Source organism: Lysobacter sp. CA196 (assembly GCF_052078695.1).
Lineage (GTDB): Bacteria > Pseudomonadota > Gammaproteobacteria > Xanthomonadales > Xanthomonadaceae > Lysobacter.
On record NZ_JBQJIN010000026.1, the window covers coordinates 28,238 to 50,600 of the forward strand.

The 22,363-nt window shown below is 67.2% G+C and carries 19 protein-coding genes; 7 read left to right on the forward strand and 12 right to left on the reverse strand.

Features of this window, described 5'->3' with window-relative positions; translation table 11 throughout:
* Nucleotides 1-621: 621 nt before the first annotated feature.
* The 6 genes from ACTOWK_RS18730 to ACTOWK_RS18755 all read right to left on the reverse strand — a co-directional run bounded on the left by ACTOWK_RS18730 (nt 622) and on the right by ACTOWK_RS18755 (nt 7,145).
* Nucleotides 622-1,884 (reverse strand): aspartyl/asparaginyl beta-hydroxylase domain-containing protein, encoded by a 1,263-nt coding sequence (locus ACTOWK_RS18730; RefSeq protein ID WP_441331607.1) that lies wholly within the window; start codon nt 1,882-1,884, stop codon nt 622-624.
* 189 nt (nt 1,885-2,073) lie between these two features.
* The gene (locus ACTOWK_RS18735; protein WP_441331608.1) at nt 2,074-3,036 is read right to left on the reverse strand and encodes a DUF4097 family beta strand repeat-containing protein; all 963 of its coding nucleotides are present in this window, start codon (nt 3,034-3,036) and stop codon (nt 2,074-2,076) included.
* 18 nt (nt 3,037-3,054) lie between these two features.
* A complete protein-coding gene (locus ACTOWK_RS18740; protein ID WP_441331609.1) occupies nt 3,055-3,642 on the reverse strand; it encodes a hypothetical protein in 588 nt (195 codons plus the stop codon).
* The gene (locus tag ACTOWK_RS18745) at nt 3,639-4,202 is read right to left on the reverse strand and encodes an RNA polymerase sigma factor (protein WP_441331610.1); all 564 of its coding nucleotides are present in this window, start codon (nt 4,200-4,202) and stop codon (nt 3,639-3,641) included. The genes ACTOWK_RS18740 and ACTOWK_RS18745 overlap by 4 nt, the downstream gene beginning before the upstream one ends.
* Before the next feature lie 426 nt (nt 4,203-4,628).
* Nucleotides 4,629-6,434, reverse strand: coding sequence for a phosphoenolpyruvate carboxykinase (GTP) (locus ACTOWK_RS18750; RefSeq protein WP_441331611.1), 1,806 nt, complete (start codon nt 6,432-6,434; stop codon nt 4,629-4,631).
* Nucleotides 6,435-6,491: 57 nt separating this feature from the next.
* Nucleotides 6,492-7,145: a TetR/AcrR family transcriptional regulator gene (locus ACTOWK_RS18755; RefSeq protein ID WP_441331612.1), complete on the reverse strand. Its 654-nt coding sequence runs from the start codon at nt 7,143-7,145 to the stop codon at nt 6,492-6,494.
* Between the two features lie 359 nt (nt 7,146-7,504).
* Here ACTOWK_RS18755 and ACTOWK_RS18760 point away from each other — a divergent pair, with 359 nt between their 5' ends.
* From ACTOWK_RS18760 to ACTOWK_RS18770, 3 genes are all read left to right on the forward strand, one after another.
* Nucleotides 7,505-9,985 (forward strand): acyl-CoA dehydrogenase, encoded by a 2,481-nt coding sequence (locus ACTOWK_RS18760; protein ID WP_441331613.1) that lies wholly within the window; start codon nt 7,505-7,507, stop codon nt 9,983-9,985.
* A gap of 302 nt (nt 9,986-10,287) precedes the next feature.
* Nucleotides 10,288-10,764, forward strand: a complete 477-nt coding sequence (locus ACTOWK_RS18765) for a hotdog fold domain-containing protein (RefSeq protein WP_441331614.1) — start codon at nt 10,288-10,290, stop codon at nt 10,762-10,764.
* Between the two features lie 78 nt (nt 10,765-10,842).
* Nucleotides 10,843-11,220, forward strand: coding sequence for a hypothetical protein (locus ACTOWK_RS18770; protein WP_441331615.1), 378 nt, complete (start codon nt 10,843-10,845; stop codon nt 11,218-11,220).
* A gap of 104 nt (nt 11,221-11,324) precedes the next feature.
* Here the strand turns inward: ACTOWK_RS18770 and ACTOWK_RS18775 are convergent, their stop codons facing one another.
* Nucleotides 11,325-12,500, reverse strand: coding sequence for an MFS transporter (locus ACTOWK_RS18775; RefSeq protein WP_441331616.1), 1,176 nt, complete (start codon nt 12,498-12,500; stop codon nt 11,325-11,327).
* Nucleotides 12,501-12,893: 393 nt separating this feature from the next.
* Between ACTOWK_RS18775 and wrbA the strand changes: the two genes are divergently transcribed.
* Nucleotides 12,894-13,493 (forward strand): NAD(P)H:quinone oxidoreductase, encoded by a 600-nt coding sequence (gene wrbA / locus ACTOWK_RS18780; protein ID WP_441331617.1) that lies wholly within the window; start codon nt 12,894-12,896, stop codon nt 13,491-13,493.
* A 266-nt stretch (nt 13,494-13,759) separates the two neighbouring features.
* Nucleotides 13,760-14,419 carry a polymer-forming cytoskeletal protein gene (locus ACTOWK_RS18785; RefSeq protein ID WP_441331618.1) on the forward strand — a complete coding sequence of 220 codons (660 nt, stop codon included), beginning with the start codon at nt 13,760-13,762 and terminating at the stop codon, nt 14,417-14,419.
* 66 nt (nt 14,420-14,485) lie between these two features.
* Here the strand turns inward: ACTOWK_RS18785 and ACTOWK_RS18790 are convergent, their stop codons facing one another.
* From ACTOWK_RS18790 to ACTOWK_RS18800, 3 genes are all read right to left on the reverse strand, one after another.
* Nucleotides 14,486-14,836 carry a DUF1304 domain-containing protein gene (locus ACTOWK_RS18790; RefSeq protein ID WP_441331619.1) on the reverse strand — a complete coding sequence of 117 codons (351 nt, stop codon included), beginning with the start codon at nt 14,834-14,836 and terminating at the stop codon, nt 14,486-14,488.
* Nucleotides 14,837-14,978: 142 nt separating this feature from the next.
* The gene (locus tag ACTOWK_RS18795; RefSeq protein WP_441331620.1) at nt 14,979-16,124 is read right to left on the reverse strand and encodes an NAD-dependent epimerase/dehydratase family protein; all 1,146 of its coding nucleotides are present in this window, start codon (nt 16,122-16,124) and stop codon (nt 14,979-14,981) included.
* The gene (locus tag ACTOWK_RS18800; RefSeq protein ID WP_441331621.1) at nt 16,121-17,488 is read right to left on the reverse strand and encodes an NTP/NDP exchange transporter; all 1,368 of its coding nucleotides are present in this window, start codon (nt 17,486-17,488) and stop codon (nt 16,121-16,123) included. The genes ACTOWK_RS18795 and ACTOWK_RS18800 overlap by 4 nt, the downstream gene beginning before the upstream one ends.
* A gap of 426 nt (nt 17,489-17,914) precedes the next feature.
* On the opposite strand from ACTOWK_RS18800, the gene ACTOWK_RS18805 reads away from it, so the two are divergent.
* A complete protein-coding gene (locus ACTOWK_RS18805; protein ID WP_441331622.1) occupies nt 17,915-18,589 on the forward strand; it encodes a hypothetical protein in 675 nt (224 codons plus the stop codon).
* 11 nt (nt 18,590-18,600) lie between these two features.
* Complete coding sequence (locus tag ACTOWK_RS18810) at nt 18,601-19,947, forward strand: hypothetical protein (protein ID WP_441331623.1); 1,347 nt, start codon at nt 18,601-18,603, stop codon at nt 19,945-19,947.
* 139 nt (nt 19,948-20,086) lie between these two features.
* On the opposite strand, the gene ACTOWK_RS18815 is transcribed toward ACTOWK_RS18810, so the two are convergent.
* On the reverse strand, nt 20,087-20,977 hold the full coding sequence (locus tag ACTOWK_RS18815) for a metallophosphoesterase (protein ID WP_441331624.1): 891 nt from the start codon (nt 20,975-20,977) through the stop codon (nt 20,087-20,089).
* A complete protein-coding gene (locus ACTOWK_RS18820; protein ID WP_441331625.1) occupies nt 20,974-22,362 on the reverse strand; it encodes an NTP/NDP exchange transporter in 1,389 nt (462 codons plus the stop codon). Before ACTOWK_RS18820 ends, ACTOWK_RS18815 begins: the two co-directional genes overlap by 4 nt.
* Nucleotide 22,363: the final 1 nt, after the last annotated feature.

Below are 22,363 nucleotides of genomic sequence, written 5' to 3' on the forward strand. Positions count from 1 at the left end.
TTGGGCTTAGCAAAAGAAAGTAACCCGGCCGCGTCAGCGGACGGAAGCTCTGCTGTTGCTTGGTCGAAACGCCGGAGGCCGACAGGGCGTGGTCGCGACTTGCGTCGCTCCTACCCTGGGCTCCAGCGAGAGGTCGAGGCGTGGTGGTCGCGGCTTCTAAGGGTAGGAGCGGCGCGAGCCGCGACCGCGTTGCGACGGTCTTGCGGCGCATCTTTAAAACAAGATCAGGATCAAACGCCAAAAGCTTCCGCCACTAAAATGGCGGGTTACTTTCTTTTGTCTAAAGCAACAAAAGAAAGCTAACCAAAGAAAAATGCTTCTCTTTGAATCACAGGCCCGCACGATCGATGCATCCGCAGGGATTTTTCATACGGGACATCCCTGTCCCGATGAAAAACGGCCCGCATCCTTGCGGGCCGCCCTCCGGGTCTTCTTTGGCCTTCGCGAGTGCGTGGCTGCGCACAGCAACAGCAACGGCTATAGCCGGAGCTGGGCTAGGGCCGGAGCCGAGCTGGGCCGAGCTGGATCCGGGAGTGAGTCTGAGAATGAAACTGGAACAGCGCCCCGGTCGGGCCGAGAACCGGCTCGGCGACCAACGCTCTGCCCTCGTGACGGCGCGCCTCAGCCCGCCAGGAAATCCCGATGCGCCCGCATCATCGCGTCGACCATGTCGCGTTCGGCCAGCGACAGCAGCGGATTCCAGACGTCGAAGATCAGCACCACGCGCAGTTCGTCGCTGTCGTTGTGCGCCTCGTGTTCGATCGAGTCGTCGAAGATCAGCACTTCGCCGACCTTCCATTCGCGCCGCTCGAAACCGACCCGGTAGCGGCAATGCTCGGGCACGATGAGCGGCAAATGCACGACCAGGCGCGCATTGGTCTCGCCGTGGTGCGGCGGGATGTGGGTGTGCGGCGCCAGCGCCGAAAACATCGCGTTCGGGCAGACGTCGGCGATCTGGGCCATGTCCACCGCTTCCAGCGCGGCTCGGGTCTGCGGGCACAGCGCCAGGTGTTCGTGCACCGGCTGGGCGTAACTCCACAGTTTGTAGGTGCTCCAGCGCCGCGAGTGGTTGAGCTCCTGCCACTGGTTGACCGGGTCGCCGGGCTGGTACTCGATGTACGGCGTGAACTCGGCCTGCTCGTTGCGCAGCACCTCGCGCATCTCGCGCTGGATCTCGTAAGTGCGCGCTTCCAGTTCGGGCACCCAGGGGAACTGGGCGCGGTCGTAGAACGGGATCGCCGGCAGCCGCGGTATGCACAGCTGGTTGCAGTCGGCGTGATACGGCTTGCTGCGCCCGACCATGATCGAGGCGGCCTCGTCCCAGCGCCCGAGCACGCCGGCCTCGAGCGCGGCGCGCGGGCCGCCGACGCGATGGGCGAGAAACTCGCTGAACTCGTCGGAATGTTGCTGGACCTTGCCCTTGGCGTGGAGCAACTGGGTCTTCAACATGTCCGGCCAGTGCGGCTCCGGCGGCGCGACCGTCAAGGCGTTGCGATAGGCCTGCGCCGCCGCCCGCGCCTTGCCGGTGCGTTCGAGGAAGGCGGCCTTGGCCAGCAGCCCGGCCAGGAAATACGGGTCGGCGACGAGGGCGGCGCTGATCGCCTCCCACTCGGCCGTGGCGTCGCCGCGTTCGCGTTGAACCATGCCGATCGAGAGCAGGATCATCGGGTCGTTCGGTGCGGCGCGATGCGCGGCCTGCAACAGCTCGACCGCACCGCGGGTGTCGCCGCGCTGCAGGGCGTGGATGCCGAGGCTGTAAAGCGCTTGCGGGTGCTGCGGCGCGAGGCTGCGCACCTGGCTCCACAGCGCTTCGGCTTCCTGCCAACGGCCGGCGCGCGAGGCCAGGCCGGCGGCCTGGACCAGTTGATTGACCTGTTCGTTCAAGACCGCTTCCCTCGCCGGACGGAACTGCGACCGCGCCACTGAGGGCGCGATCGGCACTGCATCGATGGCGCGCCGGGCGCGCCTAGGCGAGGAACATACACCGGCGGCGTTGCGCCGCCCAGAGTGGCCGCGGTGGCGGCCTGCGCGCCGGGATAGGCGATTCCAGGGACCCCGGCGCGCCTGCTTCGCTCAGTTCAGCTCCAGGCTCGCGTCGCCGGAGAAGGTCTCGATCTTGATCGAGCCGCTGCCGTTGCCGTAGCGGTGCTCGAAGCTCGAACCCGGACCGTGCTTGGGCCGGACGATCTGCGCGTCGGGCGCGCTGAGATCGCCGCTGAAACTCTGTCCGTGCACGCTCGCCGACAGCGCGCGCGGCAGCGACAGACGGACGTCGCCGCTGACCGTTTCCAGCGAGATCTCGCCGCCGTCGGCCAGGGCCCCGGTCACGCGCAGGTCGCCCGACACCGAATTGCCCGACAGCTTGGCCAGGCGCGATTCGCGCGTGGTCACGTCGACCTTGCCCGACACGGTCTCGATGTCGACCTCGCCGTTGAGCCGGCCACGCAGGCTGAGGTCGCCGCTGACGGTCTGGGCCGAGACTTTCGGGCTGTTGAGGGTCAGGCGCAGATCGCCGCTGACGCTTTCGATTTCGGCCTCGCGCGGGGCCGCAGCGACGATCACATCGCCGCTGACGCTGTCGATGCTGAGGTCGCGCGGCGCGACGCCGTTGACGTCGACGTTGGCCGAGACCGCATCGATCTCCAGCTTGGCCTGCAGCGGCACGGTCAGGCGCAGTTCGGTCGGTTCGCTCTTGTCGCCGCCGACCAGGAAGCCCATGCCGCTGCCGCGATTCGGGTAGCGGACCTTGATCGACAGGTGCTCGCGGTCGCCTTCGATTTCGAGCTTCTCGACGCCCTCGCCGAGGCTGCCCTCGATCTTGACCTCGGGACGGTCCCAGGCGCGGACCTGGATCAGGCCTTTGACGTTGTCGATCTCGATGCTGCCCATGGGGTCGAGCGGGCGGGTCTGGTTGATCGGCGTCGCGGCGAAGGCCGGCATCGCCGCGGCCAGGGCCCATGCCAACAGGCCGAGCACGGGAACGAAACGGCGGCGATTGCGGAGAGCGCTGCGGTACTGGGGGTGAGCGGTGGTCATCGTGGCGTCCTCCGTGGATCAGGTGTAGACCACGCGCTGTGCGAGCGCGAGGCGACGGGCGTAGGTGCGGCGCAATTGTTCGAGCAACAGACGCGAATCGGGGGCGTGGGCGAGCGCATCGAGAATCAGCGCGGCGTTGCGGTCGAGTTCCTCGAACGCGGGCTGCATCGCTTTCGCCTGTTCGGTGGCCGGGGCGATCTCGCGTATCGCCGCCTGGTACTGGCGGGTCATGCCGTCGGCTTCGCGCTGCAACAGGCTGGCGGGCGCCTTGGCCTGGGCGGCGACCGGCACCGACGACTCGGGCTCGGCGCGGAATTGTCCGGCGATGCCGATCGCCAACGCGGCCACGCTGGCGGCCAGCGCCAGCGGCGCCATCCAACCCTTGCGGCCGGTTTCGCGCGCACGCAGGGCGATCACCGGCGCACTGGTCGGCGCTTCGGCGACAGCGGCCGGCGGCGCCTGCTCGCCAAGACGCGCGGCGATGCCGGGCCACAGATCGCGGGTTGGCGACGCATCCCGGCGCAGCGCACGCAACTGCCAGCGCAGGGCGTCGGGCAGCTCGCCTTCCGGAGTGTTCGCTTCGGGGGTTCGGTTGTGGTCGCTCATGCCTGCTCTCCAAGTCGCGTCCGCAACAGACTGCGGGCGCGATGCAACTGTGCTTTGGAACTGCCGACCGCCATGCCGAGTTCGGCGGCGATCTCCTCATGCTTCCAGCCTTCGACGTCGTACAGCACCAACACGGCACGGGCGCGGGGCGGCAGCGTAGCGACCGCGCGTTCCAGATCCATCGACAAGGCCATCACATGGCCGGCCGAGTCGGCGCTACCGATCAACTCGAACGCGTCCTCGTCGCTGTCCTCGAACGGCCGGCTGCGCCGTCCGCGCAGTTCCATCAGGGCGGTGTTGACCGCCAGCCGGTGCAACCAGGTGCCGAACGCCGATTCGAAGCGGAAGCTCGGCAGGGCCTGCCAAGCGCGGACGAAGGCTTCCTGGGTGAGGTCTTCGGCGCGGGCGCCGTGGTAACCGACCAGGCGGGCGATCACGCCCTGGACCCGGCCGGCGTGGCGGCGGTACAGCGCTTCGAAAGCCGCGACGCCGCCGGCCGCCGCGGCAGCGACCAGGGCACGGTCGTCGTCGACTTCGATCGAGGCAGCGGTGTCTGGCATGTGGTCGTTCACGGCGGTCAGCATACTGAGTCCGATGCGCGATCGCGGCTCAGGGTTTAAGGGCGGGCGGTGGATCAGGAACGAGTGGAGAGGAACGAGGAACGAGAGGGCGCGCGCCGGCTCCCTCCCCTGGCCCGGCGGAGGCCGCCGGCGGCTGGGCCGGAAACGAAAGAGGAACGAGTCCCGAGCAGGCTCGACCGCGGCCCACTCGTTACTCGTTACTCGTTCCTCTCCACTCGTTCCTAATACGAGGCAGGAACGAGAGATCAGGAACGAGGAACGAGGGGTGCCGCGCCGGCTCCCTTCCCTGGCCCGGCGGAGGCCGCCGGCGGCTGGGCCGGAAACGAAAGAGGAACGAGGCCCGAGCAGACCCGACCGCGGCCACTCGTCACTCGTTCCTCTCCACTCGTTGCTAAAAAGCCAGGCTCAGCCCTTCAGCACCGCAGCGATGCGCTGCTGCTCGTCGTGCAGGGCCTGCGGCATGCGCGGGCCGTACTCGCGCAGGTAGTCGCCGATGCTGTCGAACTCGGCGCTCCAACCGGCATGGTCGAAGCCGAACAGCTTGGCGTAGGCCTCGTCGCTGAGGCTCACACCGGCCAGATTGAGGTCCTGCGCATCCGGCAGATGGCCGATCGGCGTTTCGGTGGCGCCGGCCTCGCCCTTGACCCGGCCGATCATCCACTCGATCACGCGCAGGTTGTCGCCGAAGCCCGGCCACAGGAACTTGCCGTCGTCGCCCTTGCGGAACCAGTTGACGTGGAACACCTTCGGCAACTGCGCGCCGTCGCGGTCGAACGACAGCCAGTGGCTGAAGTAATCGGCGAAGTTGTAGCCGCAGAACGGCTTCATCGCCATCGGGTCGCGGCGCATCACCCCGACCGCGCCGGTCGCGGCGGCGGTGGTTTCCGAGCCCATCGCGGCGCCGACCAGCACGCCGTGGGTCCAGTCGCGGGCCTCGAACACCAGCGGCACCAACGACGCGCGGCGGCCGCCGAACACGATCGCCGAGATCGGCACGCCGGCGGGGTTTTCCGCTTCCGGCGAGTAGCTCGGGCACTGCTTGGCCGACACGGTGAAGCGCGCGTTCGGATGCGCGGCCGGTCCCTTGGCGGCGTCGAAGGCGTTGCCGCGCCAATCGGTGACCGGGGTGCGGCCGTCGTCCAGGCCTTCCCACCACGGCTGGCCATCGGCGGTCACGCCGACGTTGGTGAAGATGGTGTTGCTCTGGATCGATTTGAGCGCGTTCGGGTTCGACTTGGCCGAGGTGCCCGGCGCGACGCCGAAGTAACCGGCTTCGGGATTGATCGCGTACAGGCGGCCATCGGCGCCGGGACGCATCCAGCAGATGTCGTCGCCGACCGTCCACACCTTCCAGCCGGCGTGGCGATAGCCTTCCGGCGGGATCAGCATGGCCAGGTTGGTTTTGCCGCAGGCCGACGGGAACGCGGCGGCGACGTAATGGGTCTCGCCGAGCGGGTTCTCGATGCCGACGATCAGCATGTGCTCGGCGAGCCAGCCTTCGTTGCGTGCCTGGTGCGAGGCGATGCGCAGCGCGTGGCACTTCTTGCCGAGCAGCGCATTACCGCCGTAGCCCGAACCGAACGACTTGATCGCCAGTTCGTCGGGGAAATGCATGATGAAACGGCGCTCGGGGTCGAGTTCGCCGATCGAATGCAGGCCGCGCACGAAACTGCCCTCGCGCTCGATGCGGGCCAGCGCCTGCGCGCCCATGCGCGTCATCACGCGCATGTTGGCGACCACGTAGGGCGAGTCGGTGATTTCCACGCCGCAACGCGCCAGCGGCGAGTCGATCGGGCCCATGCAGTAGGGAATCACGTACAGGGTGCGGCCGCGCATGCAGCCGTCGAACAGCGCATCCATCTGGGCGTGCGCCTGCGCCGGCGCCATCCAGTGGTTGTTCGGGCCGGCGTCTTCGCGCTCGTTGGTGCAGACGAAGGTCAGGTGCTCGACCCGGGCCACGTCGTCGGGATGCGAACGGTGCAGATAGCTGCCCGGATGGGTGTCCTGATTCAGCGTTTCGAGGGTGCCGTCGGCCAGCATCCGGGCGACCAGGGCGTCGTACTCGGCATCGCTGCCATCGCACCAGTGGATCTTGTCGGGACGGGTCAGCGCGGCGACTTGCGCGACCCATTCGTTGAGTGCGACCAGCAGGCTGCCCGCGCTCCCCGGCACGGCAGTCGCGGGGGCGGCGTCTTTCAAATTGGCATTCACGGCATTGCTCTCCAGCCGGGGGAACGGGAAAAAAAGCGAATCAAGTGGAAACAAGGTTCATGACGAAGGAATCAGCGTGGCCATCATGTGCTCGACATAGGCCTCGAATTCGTCGTGTTGCATGCGGGTCTGGTGCAACTGCAGGTTCAGTTGCAGGAAGCCGACATAGGCGGCGTAGAGCAGGCGCGCGCGATGCTGTGCATCGGTGCGGCTGAGGCCGGCCTGGCGGAAGGAAGCGGTGAGGTAATCCAGGCGGCGTTCGGAGACGCGCCCGATCACCGGCTGCACGGCGGGATGGTCCAGCGCCTTGAGCAGCTCGGAATAAATGATGTGCGACTTGACCTCGTGGGCGACGAGGTGGAACAGCGAACGCAAGCGCTGGCGCGGATCGGGAATCGGCTCGAGCTGGCCGAACACGGTTTCCTGCTCGACTTTTTCCCAGCGCTCCAACGCAGCGACGAGCAGCGCATCGCGCGAAGGGAAGTGCCAGTAGAAGCTGCCCTTGGTGACGCCGAGACGTCGCGCGAGCGGTTCGACCGCTACCGCAGCGACGCCTTGTTCGGCGATCAAGTCGAGGGCGGCCTGGGCCCAGTCGTCGGCGCTGAGGCGGCCGCTGCGCTCAGGCTTGGCCTCCGACTTGGCGTCGGCGGCCGAGACGGCGGGCGGGGTGTCGAGCTTCGGCTCGGGCTTGTTCGAGGCAGGCTGGTTCATGGATGACAAGTTTAACCATACGCCACGGTCGGGAACAGTACGCAGTGCAGCAAAAGCGACGGGATTGGGGATTTGGGATTCGGGATTGGTACAGCGAGAGCCCGGACTCGCCCGGAAAAATCGACGCTGTTGCCCGCTGCCGCGCCGAATCCCGTATCCCCAATCCCGAATCCCGGCGGCTCGGTTGACAGCTCGAAACGGCGATTCCATACTCGTCCGTATGTTAAGTGTTTGATGCCAGCGTTTGAATGCCGATCGGCTCGCCGGCCAGGGAGCATCGCTATCCGCACTGACATCACACATGCCCGATTAGCTTGAATCTCAGCTTGAGTCTTAGCCGCATCCTCCGGAGCGCCGCCATGAGTATCGCGATCCCCTTCCTTGCCTTCCTTCTGGTCGGCGCCATCGCCGCCTATCACCGCCTGCGCCTGCCGGTCTGGGCCGCGCTGACCGCGACGGTGCTGGTGGGCTGTTATCTGCTGGGCGCCAACCCCATCGCGACCATCGTCGCCGCGGTCCTGGTCGCGCTGATCGCGGTGCCGCTGCTGGTGCCGGCGATCCGCCTGCCGTTGATCACCAAGCCGCTGCTCGGCTTCTACACCAAGATCCTGCCACCGCTGTCGGAAACCGAACGCACCGCGCTCGAAGCCGGCACGGTCGGGTTCGAAGGCGAACTGTTCTCGGGCAAGCCCGACTGGCAGCAATTGCTGTCGCAGCCCAAGCCGGTGCTGAACGCCGAGGAACAAGCCTTCCTCGACGGCCCGGTCGAAGAGCTGTGCAAGATGACCAACGATTGGCAGATCACCCACATCGACGCCGATCTGTCGCCGGAACTGTGGGGCTACATCAAGAAGAACAAGTTCTTCGGCCTCAACATCCCGAAGGAATACGGCGGCCTGGGTTTCACCGCGCTGGCCAACCACAAGGTGATACAGAAACTGGCCTCGGTCTCCAGCGTGGTCAGCTCGACCGTCGGCGTGCCGAACTCGCTCGGCCCGGCCGAGCTGCTGATGCATTACGGCACCCAGGAACAGAAGGACCACTACCTGCCGCGCCTCGCCGACGGCCGTGAAGTGCCCTGCTTCGGCCTGACCGGCCCCTGGGCCGGTTCGGATGCGACCTCGATCCCGGACTTCGGCATCGTCACCATGGGCGACTGGAACGGCGCGCGCGTGGTCGGCGTCAAGCTGACTTTCGACAAGCGCTACATCACCCTGGCCCCGGTCGCGACCCTGATCGGCCTGGCCTTCCGCATGTACGACCCGGACGGCCTGATCGGCGACAAGCGCGACATCGGCATCACCCTGGCGCTGCTGCCGCGCGACACCGCCGGCGTCGAAGTCGGCCGCCGCCATTTCCCGCTCAACTGCACCTTCCAGAACGGCCCGGTCCGCGGCAAGGAAGTGTTCATCCCGCTGAGCCAGCTGATCGGCGGCGAAGCCTACGCCGGCAAGGGCTGGCAAATGCTGGTCGAGTGCCTGTCGATCGGCCGCTCGATCACCCTGCCCTCCTCGGGCAGCGGCGGCGCCAAGATGGGCGCCATCGTCACCGGCGCCTACGCCCGCATCCGCAAGCAGTTCGGCCTGTCGGTCGGCCGCTTCGAAGGCGTCGAGGAAGCGCTGGCGCGCATCGCCGGCCATGCCTTCGCGGTCAGCGCGCTGTCGCAGGCCACCGCGGCCGCGGTCGCGCGCGGCGAGAACCCGGCGGTGCCGTCGACCATCGCCAAGTACCACTGCACCGAGATGGCCCGCGAAGTCGCCAAGGACGTCATGGACATCCACGGCGGCAAGGGCATCATCCTGGGGCCGAAGAACTACGCCGGCCGCAACTGGCAGGCGCTGCCGATCATGATCACGGTGGAAGGCGCGAACATCATGACGCGCTCGCTGATGATCTTCGGCCAGGGCGCGATCCTGTGCCACCCGTGGGTGCTCAAGGAAATGAAGGCGGCGATGCTGCCCGACGAAACCGAGCGTCTGCGCGAGTTCGACAAAAACCTGTTCGGCCATATCGGCTTCGCCATCTCCAACGCCGTGCGCAGTTGGTGGTACGGCCTGACCGCCGCGCGCATCGGCGCCGCCCCGGGCGATGCCTACACCCGCCGCTACTACCGCAAGCTCAACCGTTATTCGGCGACCTTGGCGGTGATGGCCGACACCTCGATGCTGCTGCTCGGCGGCAAGCTCAAGTTCAAGGAATCGCTGTCGGGCCGCCTCGGCGACGTGCTGAGCCAGCTCTACATCGCCAGCAGCATGCTCAAGCGCTACGAGGACCAGGGCCGTCCGGCCGGCGACCAGCCGCTGCTCGCCTGGGCCTTCCACGACGCCGTGCACAAGATCGAACTGGCGCTGTCGGGCGCGCTGCGCAACTTCCCGATCCGTCCGGTCGGCTGGCTGCTGTGGGCGCTGATCTTCCCCTGGGGCCGCCGCGCCCAGGCCCCGAGCGACCGCCTCGGCCACCGCGCCGCGTCCCTGCTGATGTCGCCGAACGATGCGCGCGACCGCCTCGCCGAGGGTCTGTTCATCACCCCCTGCGAGAACAACCCGGCTGGCCGCATCAACAGCTACCTGCAGAAGGTCATCCTGGCCGAGCCGGTCGAGCGCAAGTTCCTCAAGGCGCTCAAGAACAGCGACATCGAAGCGCTGGACTTCCCGAGCCAGCTCGACGAAGGCGTGCGCGAAGGCTGGATCACCGCCGAGGAACGCAAGCAACTCGAAGAGCTGCGCGAGATGACCATCGATGCGATCAGCGTCGACGACTTCGACGCTGCCGAGCTGCGTTCGGCCGGGTACAAGGCGCGGCACGAAGCCGAGCACGGCGACGCCCGCGCCGCGGCATAAGCGCAGGCCTCACACATGCGACACGCTGCATGAATCGAAACGGCGGGCCCTCGGGTCCGCCGTTTTAGTTTCGGGTATCCGCATCGCGCCTCCTCCTACCGTCATCCCCGCGAAGGCGGGGATCCAGGGCTCCATCGCGACATGACTCTGAAGTCTCTACCGCCCGGCCAGGGCGCACAGCACCCTGGCGTTCATGGATACGCGAGCCAGTGGCTCGCAAACGTATCCATTCACCCCCGCCTGCGCGGAGACGACAGCAAGAAATAACGCGCCCCCTTCCACTTCCCATCCGGCCACCGCCCATGAGCACCGACGTCCTGTCCCTGTACAAGAAGATGACCCGCTGGCCGGCCGGCCACTGGCTGTTCTCGCGCGCCATCTGCTGGAACGCGCCCTACTTCGCCAGCATCTCACCGCGCTTCGAGTCGCTCGAACCCGGCCGCTGCAGCGCGACCATGCGTCACCGCCGCAAGATCACCAACCACCTCGGCACCGTGCATGCGATCGCGATGTGCAACCTCGCCGAACTCACCGGCGGCGTCATGACCGACGTCAGCATCCCGCGCTCGATGCGCTGGATTCCGGTCGGCATGAGCGTGGAATACCTCAAGAAGGCGGTCGGCCAGGTACGAGCGGTGGCAACCCCGGCCGCGCCCATCGTCGAATCCGACAGCGCCTACGACCTGCCGGTCGACGTCGTCGTCACCGACCCCGCCGGCGACACGGTGTTTCGCGCCCGCATCGCGATGCGCGTCTCGCCCAAGCCCAAGCGCGGCTGATTCGCGCTCTCGGCACAGCCCGAGGCCGGGGCCCGGCGTAGCATCCAACCGGAAGCGATCCGCACCGGGAGACCCGTCATGAGCGCAAACGCCTGGATCTGGCTCGGCGGCCTGCACAGCCTGGCCTTCGCCGTATTCCACATGGCGTTCTGGAAACTGTTCGGCTGGCGCCGCAGCCTGCAGACCGCCACCGTCGCCGACCGCGCGATCCTGCAGATCCTCAATCTGCGCCTGATTTACATCCTGCTCGGCATTGCCGCGCTGTGCTTCTTCTATACCGACGAACTGCAAAGCACCGCGCTAGGCCGCGCGGTGCTGGTCGGCATGTCGCTGTTCTGGGTCGGGCGGACGATCGAGCAGTTCGTGTTCCTGCGCATCAACCGGCCGACGGTGCATGTGTTGACCGCGCTGTTCGTGCTCGGCGCGGCGATCTTCGCGATGCCCCTGCTCGTCTGAAGCCTGCTCGTCTGAAGCCTGCTCGTCCGAGTTCGTTCGTCTGGATGGCCCCGTACGATCCGGACCGCGCGATTCGCTTAAGCGAACCGCGCGGCCACCGTCGCTCAGGTCGCGCAGTCCACCGCCTCTACCGGTTCCGGCCGCGCGCCCATCGCCAACAACCCCATCCCCACCAGCACCGACAGCCCCACGATGGCCGAGGCGACATAACCCAGGCCGCCCACGCCGATCGCATCGATCACGCGGCCGCCGACGATGGCGCCGATGCCGATGCCGAGGTTGGCGCCGGAGATGTTCAGCGATGCGGCGAACGCCGGCGCCTCGGGCGCGGACTTCATCACCCGCACATGGCTGACCGGGAACAGCGCCGCCTGGGTCACGCCCCACAGCGCCAACGTCGCGGCGAATAACGGCAGCGAGTGGATCGACGGCACCACCAACACCAGGCCGAGCGCCATCGGCACGCTGAAGATCATCGAAGCGGCCAGCGGATTGCGGTCGACGATGCGGCCGCCGAGGGTGTTGCCGATCAGGCCGACCGCACCGAACGCCATCAGCGCCCAGCCCACCACCGAGCCGTTGAAACCGGCCAGCCGCTCGAACATGTCGGCCAGATAGGTGTAGGCCGTGAACATGCCGGTGAACAACAGCACCGACAGCAGCACATGCCCGCTCACCCGCGGATCGCGCAGCACCCGGAACTGCTGGCTCAGCTTCACCTGCGGCTTGTCCAGGCGGCTGTCCGGCAGGAACACGAACAGCAAGGTCGCCTTCAACAACGAAGCGATCGACAAGGCGACGAAGGCCGCGCGCCAACCGAAGGCATCGGCGATCAGGGTGCCGGTCGGCACGCCGATCACGGTGGCGCAGATCACGCCGAAGGAAATCACCGAGATCGCGCGGCCGGCGCGTTCCTGGCCGGCCAGGTCGACCGCGGTCTCGCTGGCCAGGGCCCAGAACACCGGCACGCCGAGCGCGGGGATCAAACGCGCGAACGCCATCACCCCGAGATTCGGCGCCATCGCCGCGACCGCGTTCGAAGCCGCGAACAACAGCAGCACCACGATGAACAAACGCTTGCGCTCGAAGCGCGAGAAATAGGCGGTCAGGAACGGACCGCTGGCGGCGACCGCGAAGGCGAACAAGGTCACCAGCAAGCCGGCCTGCGACACGCTGACGCCGAGATCGCGCGCCAGCGACGGCAACAGGCCGACCAGGATGAATTCGGTCGTCAGCACGGTGAAACCGGCCGCCGACAACAACAAGAGAGGCAGTAGCACGACAGACTCCAGGGACGAAGACGCGCGGCCCGATCGATCGGGCCGGCGTGGAGGATGGGGGAAGGCTCGCGGCGCGCCGTGTGCGGCGCATGGGCACAATCTAGAAAATCGCGTCGCGCGGATAAACCGCACCGCCATGCTTTCATCGTTCCGGACAGCGAACGATGAGCGCAAGCCGCGCCGTTGCGTGCGTTTGCGAATTGACGACGATTCGGGACTGTCCATCCCGGATGGCGGTCTAGTCGACGGCGACGCGATGCGGCAGGCTGTCTGGCCTGCGTCGCAAACGCTGCGCAACCGCCGTCACGACCAGCCATCGCATCCTCACGCAACCTCGAACCGCGCCGACCTAGGCTCGACGGCCTACCCGGCAATGAGGCGATGGCGATGGCGATGGCGAAGATCCTGGTGCTGTATTACTCGGCCTATGGCCACATCGAAACCATGGCGCAGGCCGTCGCCGAAGGCGCCCGCGGCGCAGGCGCGCAGGTCGACATCAAGCGCGTGCCCGAACTGGTGCCGGACGAGGTCGCGCGCAAGTCGCACTACAAGCTCGACCAGCAGGCGCCGATCGCCAAGATCGCCGAGCTGGCCGACTACGACGCGATCATCATCGGCACCGGCACGCGCTTCGGCCGCATGTCTTCGCAGATGGCCAATTTTCTCGACCAGGCCGGCGGCCTGTGGGCTTCGGGCGTGCTGCACGGCAAGGTCGGCGCCGCCTTCACCTCGACCGCGACCCAGCACGGCGGCCAGGAGACCACCTTGTTCTCGATCATCACCAACCTGCTGCATTTCGGCATGGTGATCGTCGGCCTGAACTACGGTTTCCCGGGGCAGACGCGCCTGGACGAAGTCACCGGCGGCGCGCCCTACGGCAGCACCACCATCGCCGGCAGCGACGGCGCGCGCCAGCCCAGCGACAACGAACTCGACGCGGCGCGCTACCAGGGCCGCGAAGTCGCCGAGGTGGCGAAGAAATTGCACGGTTGAGCCGGCGACATCGGCCAGGCGGCCCGTCTTGGTCACGGCGTGACTGACGACTCATTGTTCGCGGCCGCAACCGCCTGAGCAGCCACAATCGGTTGATTTCGGCCGATTACGGCAAATCGTGGCCCTGTCGGCCACGCGATTGCGTACGTACAGTGTGACAGGACTGTCGATGGCATCGTGCGCCTCTTCCGGCGCCGCATCGGCAACCGCTTCCCGGCATGCAGTTCCGCCGCGCACGGACCCGCACCTGTCGAAGGAACGCAACGATGTCGTCCCCTGTACGCGAATTGATCGAACGCCTGCCGCTCGTCGGCGAAGGCGCCGCCGCCGCTCAGGCGCGGGAACTATTGGCGATGGATGTCGGCTGGGCCTCGATCCGCGGCCAGGCCTCGTCCGCCCCGGCCTGGCGCCCCAGCCAGGCCTTCCTGATCGTCGAAGGCTCGCTCGACCTCGCCGGCAACGCGGTGATCGGCACCGGCGAGCACGGCCAGGGCGCCTTGATCGTGCTCGGCGACCTGCGCTGCCGCAACCTGGTCGTGGCCCACGACTTCCATCTGGTCGTCACCGGCAATCTGATCGCGAGCGAAGCCGTGGTCGCCGACCTCGGCGACAGCACCGCCCATGTCGCCGGCAGCGTGCAGGCGCCGGTGCTGCTGTCCGGCGATGCCGGCTGGTTGACCATCGATCGCGCCGAAGGCCTGCGCGTGGCGCGCACCAGCGCCTACGTCATCGTCGACGAGCAACCCCTGCCCTTGCCGCCGCACAGCCTCAGCGAACTCGTCGACGACGGCGTACTCGATCGCGAGGAATGGGACGGCCTGGACGCGGACGAGCGCGAAGGCCAGGACATCGACGAGTTCGTGGTGCTCGATGAAGCCCGCGTGCTCAAGCGCCTGGCCGCCGGCGATTCGATCCTGCGCGGCTAAGGCCGCAAGACGGATTCGGCTTGCCCGTACGACCTCGGGCCGTGCCGCGCCAGGCAGCGACCGCGCTCAGTGCAGCCACACCGCCAGGAAGCCGAGCAAGGCCGGCAGCGCCTGGATGAAGAAGATGCGGCGATTGACCGTGGCCGCGCCGTACACGCCGGCGATCACCACGCAGGCCAGGAAGAACAGCGCGACATCCTGGCGCGTGCATACCAGCGACCAGATCAGGCCGGCGGCGAGGAAGCCGTTGTACAGGCCCTGGTTCGCGGCGAGCACCTTCGACTGCTCGGCCTTCTCCAGGCTCTGGCCGAACACCTTGAGCCCGAGCGGCTTGGTCCACAGGAACATCTCCAGGACCATGAAATACAGGTGCAGCAGCGCGACCACGACGATCAGGGCAACGGCGATCCAGTGCATCGGCTGGCTCCTAGGCTAAGGCGGGTATCGGAGCCCCAGGATACGGCTTTGACCGGAGGGGAGTGAGGAGTGAGGAACGAGTGGTGAGGAACGAGTAAAGCCTCGGGCTTCCGGCTTTCGCTCATTTCTCACTCCTCCGCACTCATTTCTCCTTCTCCGTCTCCTTCGCCGCCTCAGCGCTGGCATGCCAGGCCTGCAACACCTCGGCCTCGCGTTGCGGCGCGATCCCGGCCTTGGGCTTGGCGCGGCGTTCGGCCGGCAGGCTGTGCCAGTAAGCGAGCGTGTCGCGCACGGTCTCGCCCAGCGGCCGATAGCTCAGGCCGGCCGCGCGCGCCTTCGCCACCGAGGTGCGGCCGAAGCCGGCGTACTCGCCGCGCGCCGGAATCCAGGCCGGCATGTCCTGCCACGGCGACACTTTCTGCGCTTCGAGGAAATCCGCCGGCACCCAGGTGACCGTCGACTTCGCCTTGGCCGCGCGCTGCGATTCGGCCAACACCGCGCCCATGCTCAGGGCGCCAGGCGCGGCATCGGCGTTGTAGGTGCCGTAGTGACCGTGCTCGATCGTCGCCAGCAGGAACGCCGCCAGGTCGCGCACGTCGATGAACTGGGTCGGGTCCTGCGCGCTGCCGGGCGCGAGAATTTCGCCGCCGCGGTCGGCGCGCGCCGGCCAATAGCTGAAACGGTCGGTGGTGTCGCCGGGGCCGACGATCAGGCCCGGACGGACCACGGTGGTGCGCTTGGGCAGTTCGCGCTCGGCGGCCTGCTCGCACAAGGCCTTGAGGCCGCCGTAGGTTTCGCCGGTGACCTCGGTGACGTTGGGGTCGGCCAGCACCGCGAGCGGCGAATTCTCGTCGCTGGGCACGTCGTTCTTGGCGTAGACCGAAATCGTCGACACCAGCAGATACTGCTTGACCCGCGGCGCGAGCAACTGGGCCGAGCGCGTCACATCCGCCGGCAGATACGCCGAGGTATCCAGCACCGCATCCCACCGGCGCTCGCCTTCCAGCGCCTTCATGTCGGTCTTGCGGTCGCCGTGCAGTTGCTCGATATCGCTGAACTGCTCGCCCGAGAACTTGCCGGGGTTGGTCTTGCCGCGATTGAACAGGGTCAGGGTGTGGCCGTGCTTGCGGGCGATCTCGACGAAATGCGGGCCGAGAAAGCCGGTGCCCCCGAGCACCAGCAATTTCAATGCTGCCGGTTTGCGCAGGCTGCGCGCGAACGAGGGCAAGGCGAGCAGGCCGGCGCCGGCGGCGGCCGCGGCCAGGAAATCGCGACGGCTGGTTTTCATGCTTCACCTCGTATAGGTCGGATGTCGGTAGGAAGATTCGAAGCCGCGCCCGGCAAGCCGCGTTGGGCGCGCACGATGCTCCAGGCGCTCATCGTCATGCCGGCGGCGGCGAGCACGCCGGCCGCGAACACCGCCTGGGTGCCGAACACGGCCAGGCCCTTGTGGATCCAGACGAAGGCCAGGTCGGTGCCGCGGAACACCGCAGTGTCGATCACCGCCTTGCCCTTGTAGCGCGACGGCCGATCGACCCGCGTGTACAAGGTCTCGCGTGCGGGCTTGGCCAGGGCGAATTCGCCGGCGCGCTGCAGCACCTGCACGATCGCGACCATCACCGGCAGCGGCGAGGACAGCAGCACGCCGAAACCGAGCAACAAGGTCAGGCCCGGCATCAACAAGGCCGGGGCGACGCCGTGGCGATTCAACAACCAGCGGGTCAGCAGCAACTGGGTGAGGATCGCGAGCAGGTTGACCGCGCTGTCGATGCGGGCGAAATAGCGCGTCGCGGCCTCGGCGCTGGGATAGAACTCGCGCGCGATCGCCGCCTGCTGGTTATAGAGCAAGGTCGCCGCGCCGACGCTGAAGAACAGGGTGACCGCCATCGCCCGCAGCACCGGCCGCTGCCAGACCAGTTTCAGGCCGGCCCAGATCGAGCCGCCCATCGCGCCTTCGCCGCTGTCGAGGCCGTGCTCGCGCTCGCGCCGGATCGCCCACGGCCGCAGCCGCACGATGCACAGCACGCACACCGACAGGAACGCCACCGAGACCAGCAACAGATTGGCCACGCCCAGCGGCTGCACCAGCCATTGAGTCAGGATCGGCCCGAGCACCGCGCCGGCGGTGCCGCCGGCACCGATATAGCCGTACAGACGACGCGCCTGGGCATCGTCGAACACGTCGGCCATGTAACTCCAGAACACCGTCACCGCGAACAGGTTGAACACCGCGGTCCAGACGAAGAACACCATGCCCCGCCCCGGCACCCCGGCGTTGAAGGCCCAGTGGAAGGCCAGCAGGCAGGCGATGAACAAGGCGTACACCACCGGCAGCAACACCCGTCGCGGAAACCGCGCGACCAGGGCGCCATAGACCGGCTGCAAGGCCAGCATGGTCACGAAGGTGCAGGTGAACAACACCTGCAGCACGAAGTCGCGCAGCTCCAGACCGTGCGCCTGCGCCCAGCCGATCATCGCCTGCGGAAACACCGTGGCCGCATCGGCCGACGCGCCCATCGCATCGCGCACCGGGCGCAACACGTAATAGCCGCAGAGCAGGCAGAAGAAATACAGCAACGACCACCACAGTGGCGCGTTCGAGGACAGGCGCCGGTGCGGATGCGGGCTGGCAGAGGCAGCACTCATGTCCATGCCCTGATCGCATCGATACGAGCGCAGCGCGTGGCGAACGACGCGAATACGCATTCAACCCCATCGTGCCCGCTCGGCTTGCGCATCGTCGCTGCTCCCATTCCCCCGCCCAAACTAGCCGCGGAGCCCGCATGCGGCCCCTGCGGATGGTCATACCGACCTTCGGCATGGGCGGGAACGCGCCGAGCCCGGCGCACGGAAGCCGTGATCGGGGACGCAGTCCGGCTCCGAAACGGATCGAGCGAATGCCCGTGGGCCTGAACAAGCTCGGCAAAGCCAGCCGTCGTTTCCGTGCCGATGCGCGTGGTTTGTTGGAAAACCCTGAATCGGCCGTCCGAAAACCACGGTTTCAGCGCCAGTTCGATTGTCCAGGGGGCATCGGGGCAGTAGCCTGCGGATTCCCCATCGCATCAACGGAGGATGCCTATGCGCGCGACCGCAGCGACCGCCGCTGGAGCCGGCCTGCTTCCGGCCCTGTTCTTCGCACTGATGTTCTGCGCCCTGATCGCATCCTGCACCACCACGCCCCAGCCCCCTGCATCGGCCAAGGAGAATGCCGCCATGACCACGCCATCGCCGACCCTCGCCGACAGCGCCCGGCTCGACGCCGAACAGATCGGCAAACGAGTGCTGAAACTGATCGACAGCATTCACGGTGCCCAGGACCTTTCTCCCGAGAACATCGAAAAGCAGACCGGCATCAAGGTCGAGATCCATTCCGAGGACCGCACCGAATACGGTTTCGGTGGCGCGCTGACGAACGCGTGGGCGTACAGCCTGACCTCGGTGTCGTACCGGCAGGGGGAAAAACCCACGCGCCTGGATTTCCGCTTCCTGAGCCAGGCCCAAGGCGTCGCCGACATCGCGCCGATCTGCAGCATGGACTTCAAGGACTACAGCCAAGCCTTGACCTCGGCCGGTTTCCAGGCCCAGAGCTTGCCGAGCGGCGACGGCAGCGACCCCGGCTTCGGCTACCGCGGAGTCGAGCCCTGGAGCTTCGTTCGCGGCAAGGTCGAAGTGGCGATCTATACCCACGGCAACCAAGACCCTGAGCAAGGTCGAGCCTGCATCTCCAGTCTCGCCATCAGCACCCAGGCCTGAAGGAGCCCGCCATGGCCACGCCCGCCGAAAAACTGGAAGCGATGCTCAAGGATTTCGAGAGTACCAACGCAGCCGGTGGCAAAAACCTGCGCGACCTGCTCAAGACCACGCCCGAGTTGCAAGCCCGCATCATCAAGTCGATCGGGCTCGACAACCTCGACAAGATCAAACCGCTCGACCCGGCCCTGCGCTCCAGAGGCGTGATGGGCGGTTTTAATCCGATCGACAAATCCATCGCCCTGCCGATGGACATGCTCAACAGCGCCGACACCAATCCTCGCAACGCCAATACGCTGCGGCTGGTGTTCGGCCACGAGATCGAACACTCGGTCAACAAAAAGGCCATCGCCGACGGCAATACCGCATTCGAAGACAAGGTGCGCAAGATCGCCGAAGGCCCGTCGCCGCACGATTACACGACTCTCGTCAAAGATCGCAATACTGAGAGCCGCCAGCGCGAGGCGAACGACCAGATCGCCGGGTTCAACGTGCTGGCCGCGCACGTGCGCAGGGAAAATCCGAAAGCCAGCAAGGAACAGCTTTACGACAAGTTGTTTCACTCCTCCAACCAGATGGAGCAGTACTTCGATATCGGCGGCACGCCGGGCAAGGAAAAATACACGCCGAAAGCCGGGCTGACGATCGACAAGAACGGCAAGATCGCTGCGACGACGGCGAACATCGACGCCATCGGCGAGCATTTCTACGAGGCCAACGGCTACCCGAAGGTCTACGGCCCGCGATCTCTGGCTCTCATCAACAAGATAGAGAACGAGACCCTGGCCGCCGCCAGAGTCGGCAACCCCAGCCACCCCGCACCGGAGATCAAGGTCAATCTCAAGGAACTAGGCCTTACCGGCCTCAGGCTGCCAGCGAGCTTTACCGACACCAGTCCGAGCCTGGCCCGCCCGCCCCCGGGCGCGCCTGTTCCGGCCGTGCCTGGCCCGGCCGAATCCCCGGCACCGCTCACCCCGTCGGCTGCGAGTGCGCCTCCGGCGGCCTCGCGCGATTTGCGCGATGTAGGGCACCCGGACAACGGCTACTTCCAGTTGTTGCGCGACAAACTGCCGGCCAGCGTGCCGGACAATGCCGTGGCGCATGCGATGTTTCTGGCCAAGCAAGGCGGCCTGACCGACCCGTCGAAAGTGAACTCGAACGAGATCGGCCTGATCGGCGGCAAGATTTGGGTCGGCGGCCAGACTCCCGGCTTTCATATCAGCGCCGATCCTGCGCAATCCCCGCCGATGGAGCAGGTCTCGCAAGGGCTGAGCAAGCTCCAGGCACAAGCCTCGCAAACTCAGGAAGCACAGAACCTTCGCGGCCCGAACGATCCGCAACCGAAGGCTATCGCGCGCTGAAGCGCCGGCCGCTCGGTCCGGCCGGTGCCGTCCTCGGCCCGGTCCGGTCGGGTCCGGCAGAACGATTCGACGACACGGCTACTCAGCAACTGCCGCTGGCGCCTATCGAAAGCCCGTAGCTGCAGCTTGAGACAATGGCTCAATCGGGCGCGCGTCGCTCCCGACCTGGCACGGCGGCACGCAGCGTCAACCGCGAAATCTCCGGCGGCACGCCGAAGCGGACCGGCAGGATGCTGGTGCCGATGCCGGTCGAGACGAACAGGGACTTGCCGTGCTCGATCAGATAGCCGCCGGCATAGCGCTGGTCGGCCGGCAGCACCGGGGTGCCGATCCACGGCAGGCGCACCTGGCCGCCGTGGGTGTGTCCGGCGACGGTCAACGATGCGCGCGGCGGGACCTCGGGAAACAGATCGGGGTTGTGGGTCAGGGCCAGCACGGGCGCATCGTCGGCGACGCCGGCGAAGGCACGGCCGATGTCGTGGGCGGTCTCCCATTTGTCGCCGATGCCGACCATCCACACCCGGCAGGCGCCGAGTTGCACTGCCTGTGCCTGGTCTTCGAGCACGATCACCCCGGCCGACTCCAGTGCGGCACGCACGCGGACGCCGTCCTTCCACCAGTCGTGGTTGCCGAGCACGGCGTAGACCGGTTTGCGCCGGGTCAGCGGTCGCAGGTGCGGCGCCATCTGCTCGGCCGAGATGTAGGTACCGCCGAGCACGCTGAGGATCACGTAATCGCCGGCCATCAGCACCGCCTGGGCGTCGCTTGCGGCCAGCCGTTCGACGATGCGGTCGAGCCGGTCGAGGCCGTTGTGCGGCGACCCGGTGTGCAGGTCGGCGACGACGTCGATGCGCAGGCCTTCGCAGTCGCGCGACCAGTGCGGCAGAGCGAACGCGTAATCGCGCTCGACCAATTGCCGCGGCTCCCAGAAGAACCCCCAGGCGAAGCATCCGAGCCCGCACAGGACCACGCCGACGAACAAGCGCTGCAGCCACAACTGACGCGGCCACGGCCGCCAACCGCGTTTCATGCTTTCGGGGCCTCCTGCGTTTCCGAGGCGCCGCCGCGTTGGACCCAACGGGCGATGTTCCAGCCGATCAGTCCGGCGCCGGCGGCGACCGCGGCGCTGATGCCGGCCAGGCCGGCGACGCCGACACCGACGCCGCGCAGGCCGACCATCGCGGTCGCCACGGCGACGTCGCCGAAGCGCCAGGCGGCGGTGTCGACCGCGTTCTTGCCCTTGTAGCGCAGGGTGCGCGCGGCGCTGCTGAACAGACTTTCGCGGGCCGGCCCGACCATGCCGTAGGCGAGCCCACGGCTCACCACCAGCGCCATCGCCACCGCCGGCATCGGCAGCAGCATCGCCGCCATGCCCTGCGGCAACATCGCGACCAGAGCGCCGTAACCCGGGAACAATCGGGTCAGCGGCGCATGCGGGTCGGCGACCAGTGCGACCAGCGCCAGGATCGACACCGTCACCACCGACCACACCCCGATCACCGTGGCCGCACCGCGTCGCGCCAGCAGCCACGGCGTCAACAGCAACTGCGCGGCGAGCGCGATCATATTGGTCATCAAGTCCAGGTCGGCGGCGAACCGGGTGCGTGCGACCGCGTCGACGAAGGTCGCCTTCGAGTAATCCACCACGAGGCCGTAGTTGACCGTGCCGATCCAGTCGCCGAGCAGCAGCAGGATCGCCATCGAACGCATGAAGGGGTGGGCGAACACCTGCTTGAGGCCGTCGAGCATGCCCCCGCCGATCGCCGATTCGTGCGAGGCCTCGAAACGTCGGCTGCCATGGATGCGCGACCAATGCCCGAGCAAGGCGACGAACACCAGCGCCAGACCGAGCAGGCTCGCCGAGACCATCAGCAGCGGCGCCACCCCGATCACGCCGACCAACACTCGGGTCAAGGCCGGACCCGCGAGCGAACCGAGCGTGCCGGCGACCGCGATCAGCGGGAACAAACGCCGCGCCTGGCCTTCGCTCCAGATGTCGGTCATGAAGCTCCAGAACACCGATACCACGAACAGATTGAAGACGCTGATCCAGACGAAGAACACGGTGCCGAGCGCGCGCGGGCTGAGCACGCCGTGGGCGCTGAACAGCGGCACGAAGGCGAGCAGGCAGGCGATGAAGAAACCGTACACCAGCGGTACCACGACCCGGCGCGGATAGCGCGAGACCAGCGCCGAAAACACCGGGGTCAGCGCCAAGGTCGCCAGGAAGGTCGCGGCGTAGAACCACGGCAGTTGGGTCGAACCGACCGAGGCGCTGAGCTGGTCGCGGACCGGGCGGATCACGTAGTACGCGGTCAGCACGCAGAAGAAATACGCCAGCGAGAACGCGACCGCGCGCCATTCCCCGCTGTGGACGCGCCCGGTCTGCAGGCTGGCGCCTTGGACTGCCGACATT

Excerpts from the sequence above, each read along its gene's own strand:
- ACTOWK_RS18815 (WP_441331624.1), bottom strand. The coding sequence starts at position 20,977 with ATGAAACGCGGTTGGCGGCCGTGGCCGCGTCAGTTGTGGCTGCAGCGC.
- ACTOWK_RS18755 (WP_441331612.1), bottom strand. The coding sequence starts at position 7,145 with ATGAACCAGCCTGCCTCGAACAAGCCCGAGCCGAAGCTCGACACCCCG.
- ACTOWK_RS18810 (WP_441331623.1), top strand. The coding sequence starts at position 18,601 with ATGGCCACGCCCGCCGAAAAACTGGAAGCGATGCTCAAGGATTTCGAG.
- ACTOWK_RS18790 (WP_441331619.1), bottom strand. The coding sequence starts at position 14,836 with ATGCACTGGATCGCCGTTGCCCTGATCGTCGTGGTCGCGCTGCTGCAC.
- ACTOWK_RS18820 (WP_441331625.1), bottom strand. The coding sequence starts at position 22,362 with ATGTCGGCAGTCCAAGGCGCCAGCCTGCAGACCGGGCGCGTCCACAGC.
- ACTOWK_RS18795 (WP_441331620.1), bottom strand. The coding sequence starts at position 16,124 with ATGAAAACCAGCCGTCGCGATTTCCTGGCCGCGGCCGCCGCCGGCGCC.
- wrbA (WP_441331617.1), top strand. The coding sequence starts at position 12,894 with ATGGCGAAGATCCTGGTGCTGTATTACTCGGCCTATGGCCACATCGAA.
- ACTOWK_RS18805 (WP_441331622.1), top strand. The coding sequence starts at position 17,915 with ATGCGCGCGACCGCAGCGACCGCCGCTGGAGCCGGCCTGCTTCCGGCC.
- ACTOWK_RS18770 (WP_441331615.1), top strand. The coding sequence starts at position 10,843 with ATGAGCGCAAACGCCTGGATCTGGCTCGGCGGCCTGCACAGCCTGGCC.
- ACTOWK_RS18785 (WP_441331618.1), top strand. The coding sequence starts at position 13,760 with ATGTCGTCCCCTGTACGCGAATTGATCGAACGCCTGCCGCTCGTCGGC.
- ACTOWK_RS18760 (WP_441331613.1), top strand. The coding sequence starts at position 7,505 with ATGAGTATCGCGATCCCCTTCCTTGCCTTCCTTCTGGTCGGCGCCATC.
- ACTOWK_RS18765 (WP_441331614.1), top strand. The coding sequence starts at position 10,288 with ATGAGCACCGACGTCCTGTCCCTGTACAAGAAGATGACCCGCTGGCCG.
- ACTOWK_RS18735 (WP_441331608.1), bottom strand. The coding sequence starts at position 3,036 with ATGACCACCGCTCACCCCCAGTACCGCAGCGCTCTCCGCAATCGCCGC.
- ACTOWK_RS18800 (WP_441331621.1), bottom strand. The coding sequence starts at position 17,488 with ATGGACATGAGTGCTGCCTCTGCCAGCCCGCATCCGCACCGGCGCCTG.
- ACTOWK_RS18740 (WP_441331609.1), bottom strand. The coding sequence starts at position 3,642 with ATGAGCGACCACAACCGAACCCCCGAAGCGAACACTCCGGAAGGCGAG.
- ACTOWK_RS18745 (WP_441331610.1), bottom strand. The coding sequence starts at position 4,202 with ATGCCAGACACCGCTGCCTCGATCGAAGTCGACGACGACCGTGCCCTG.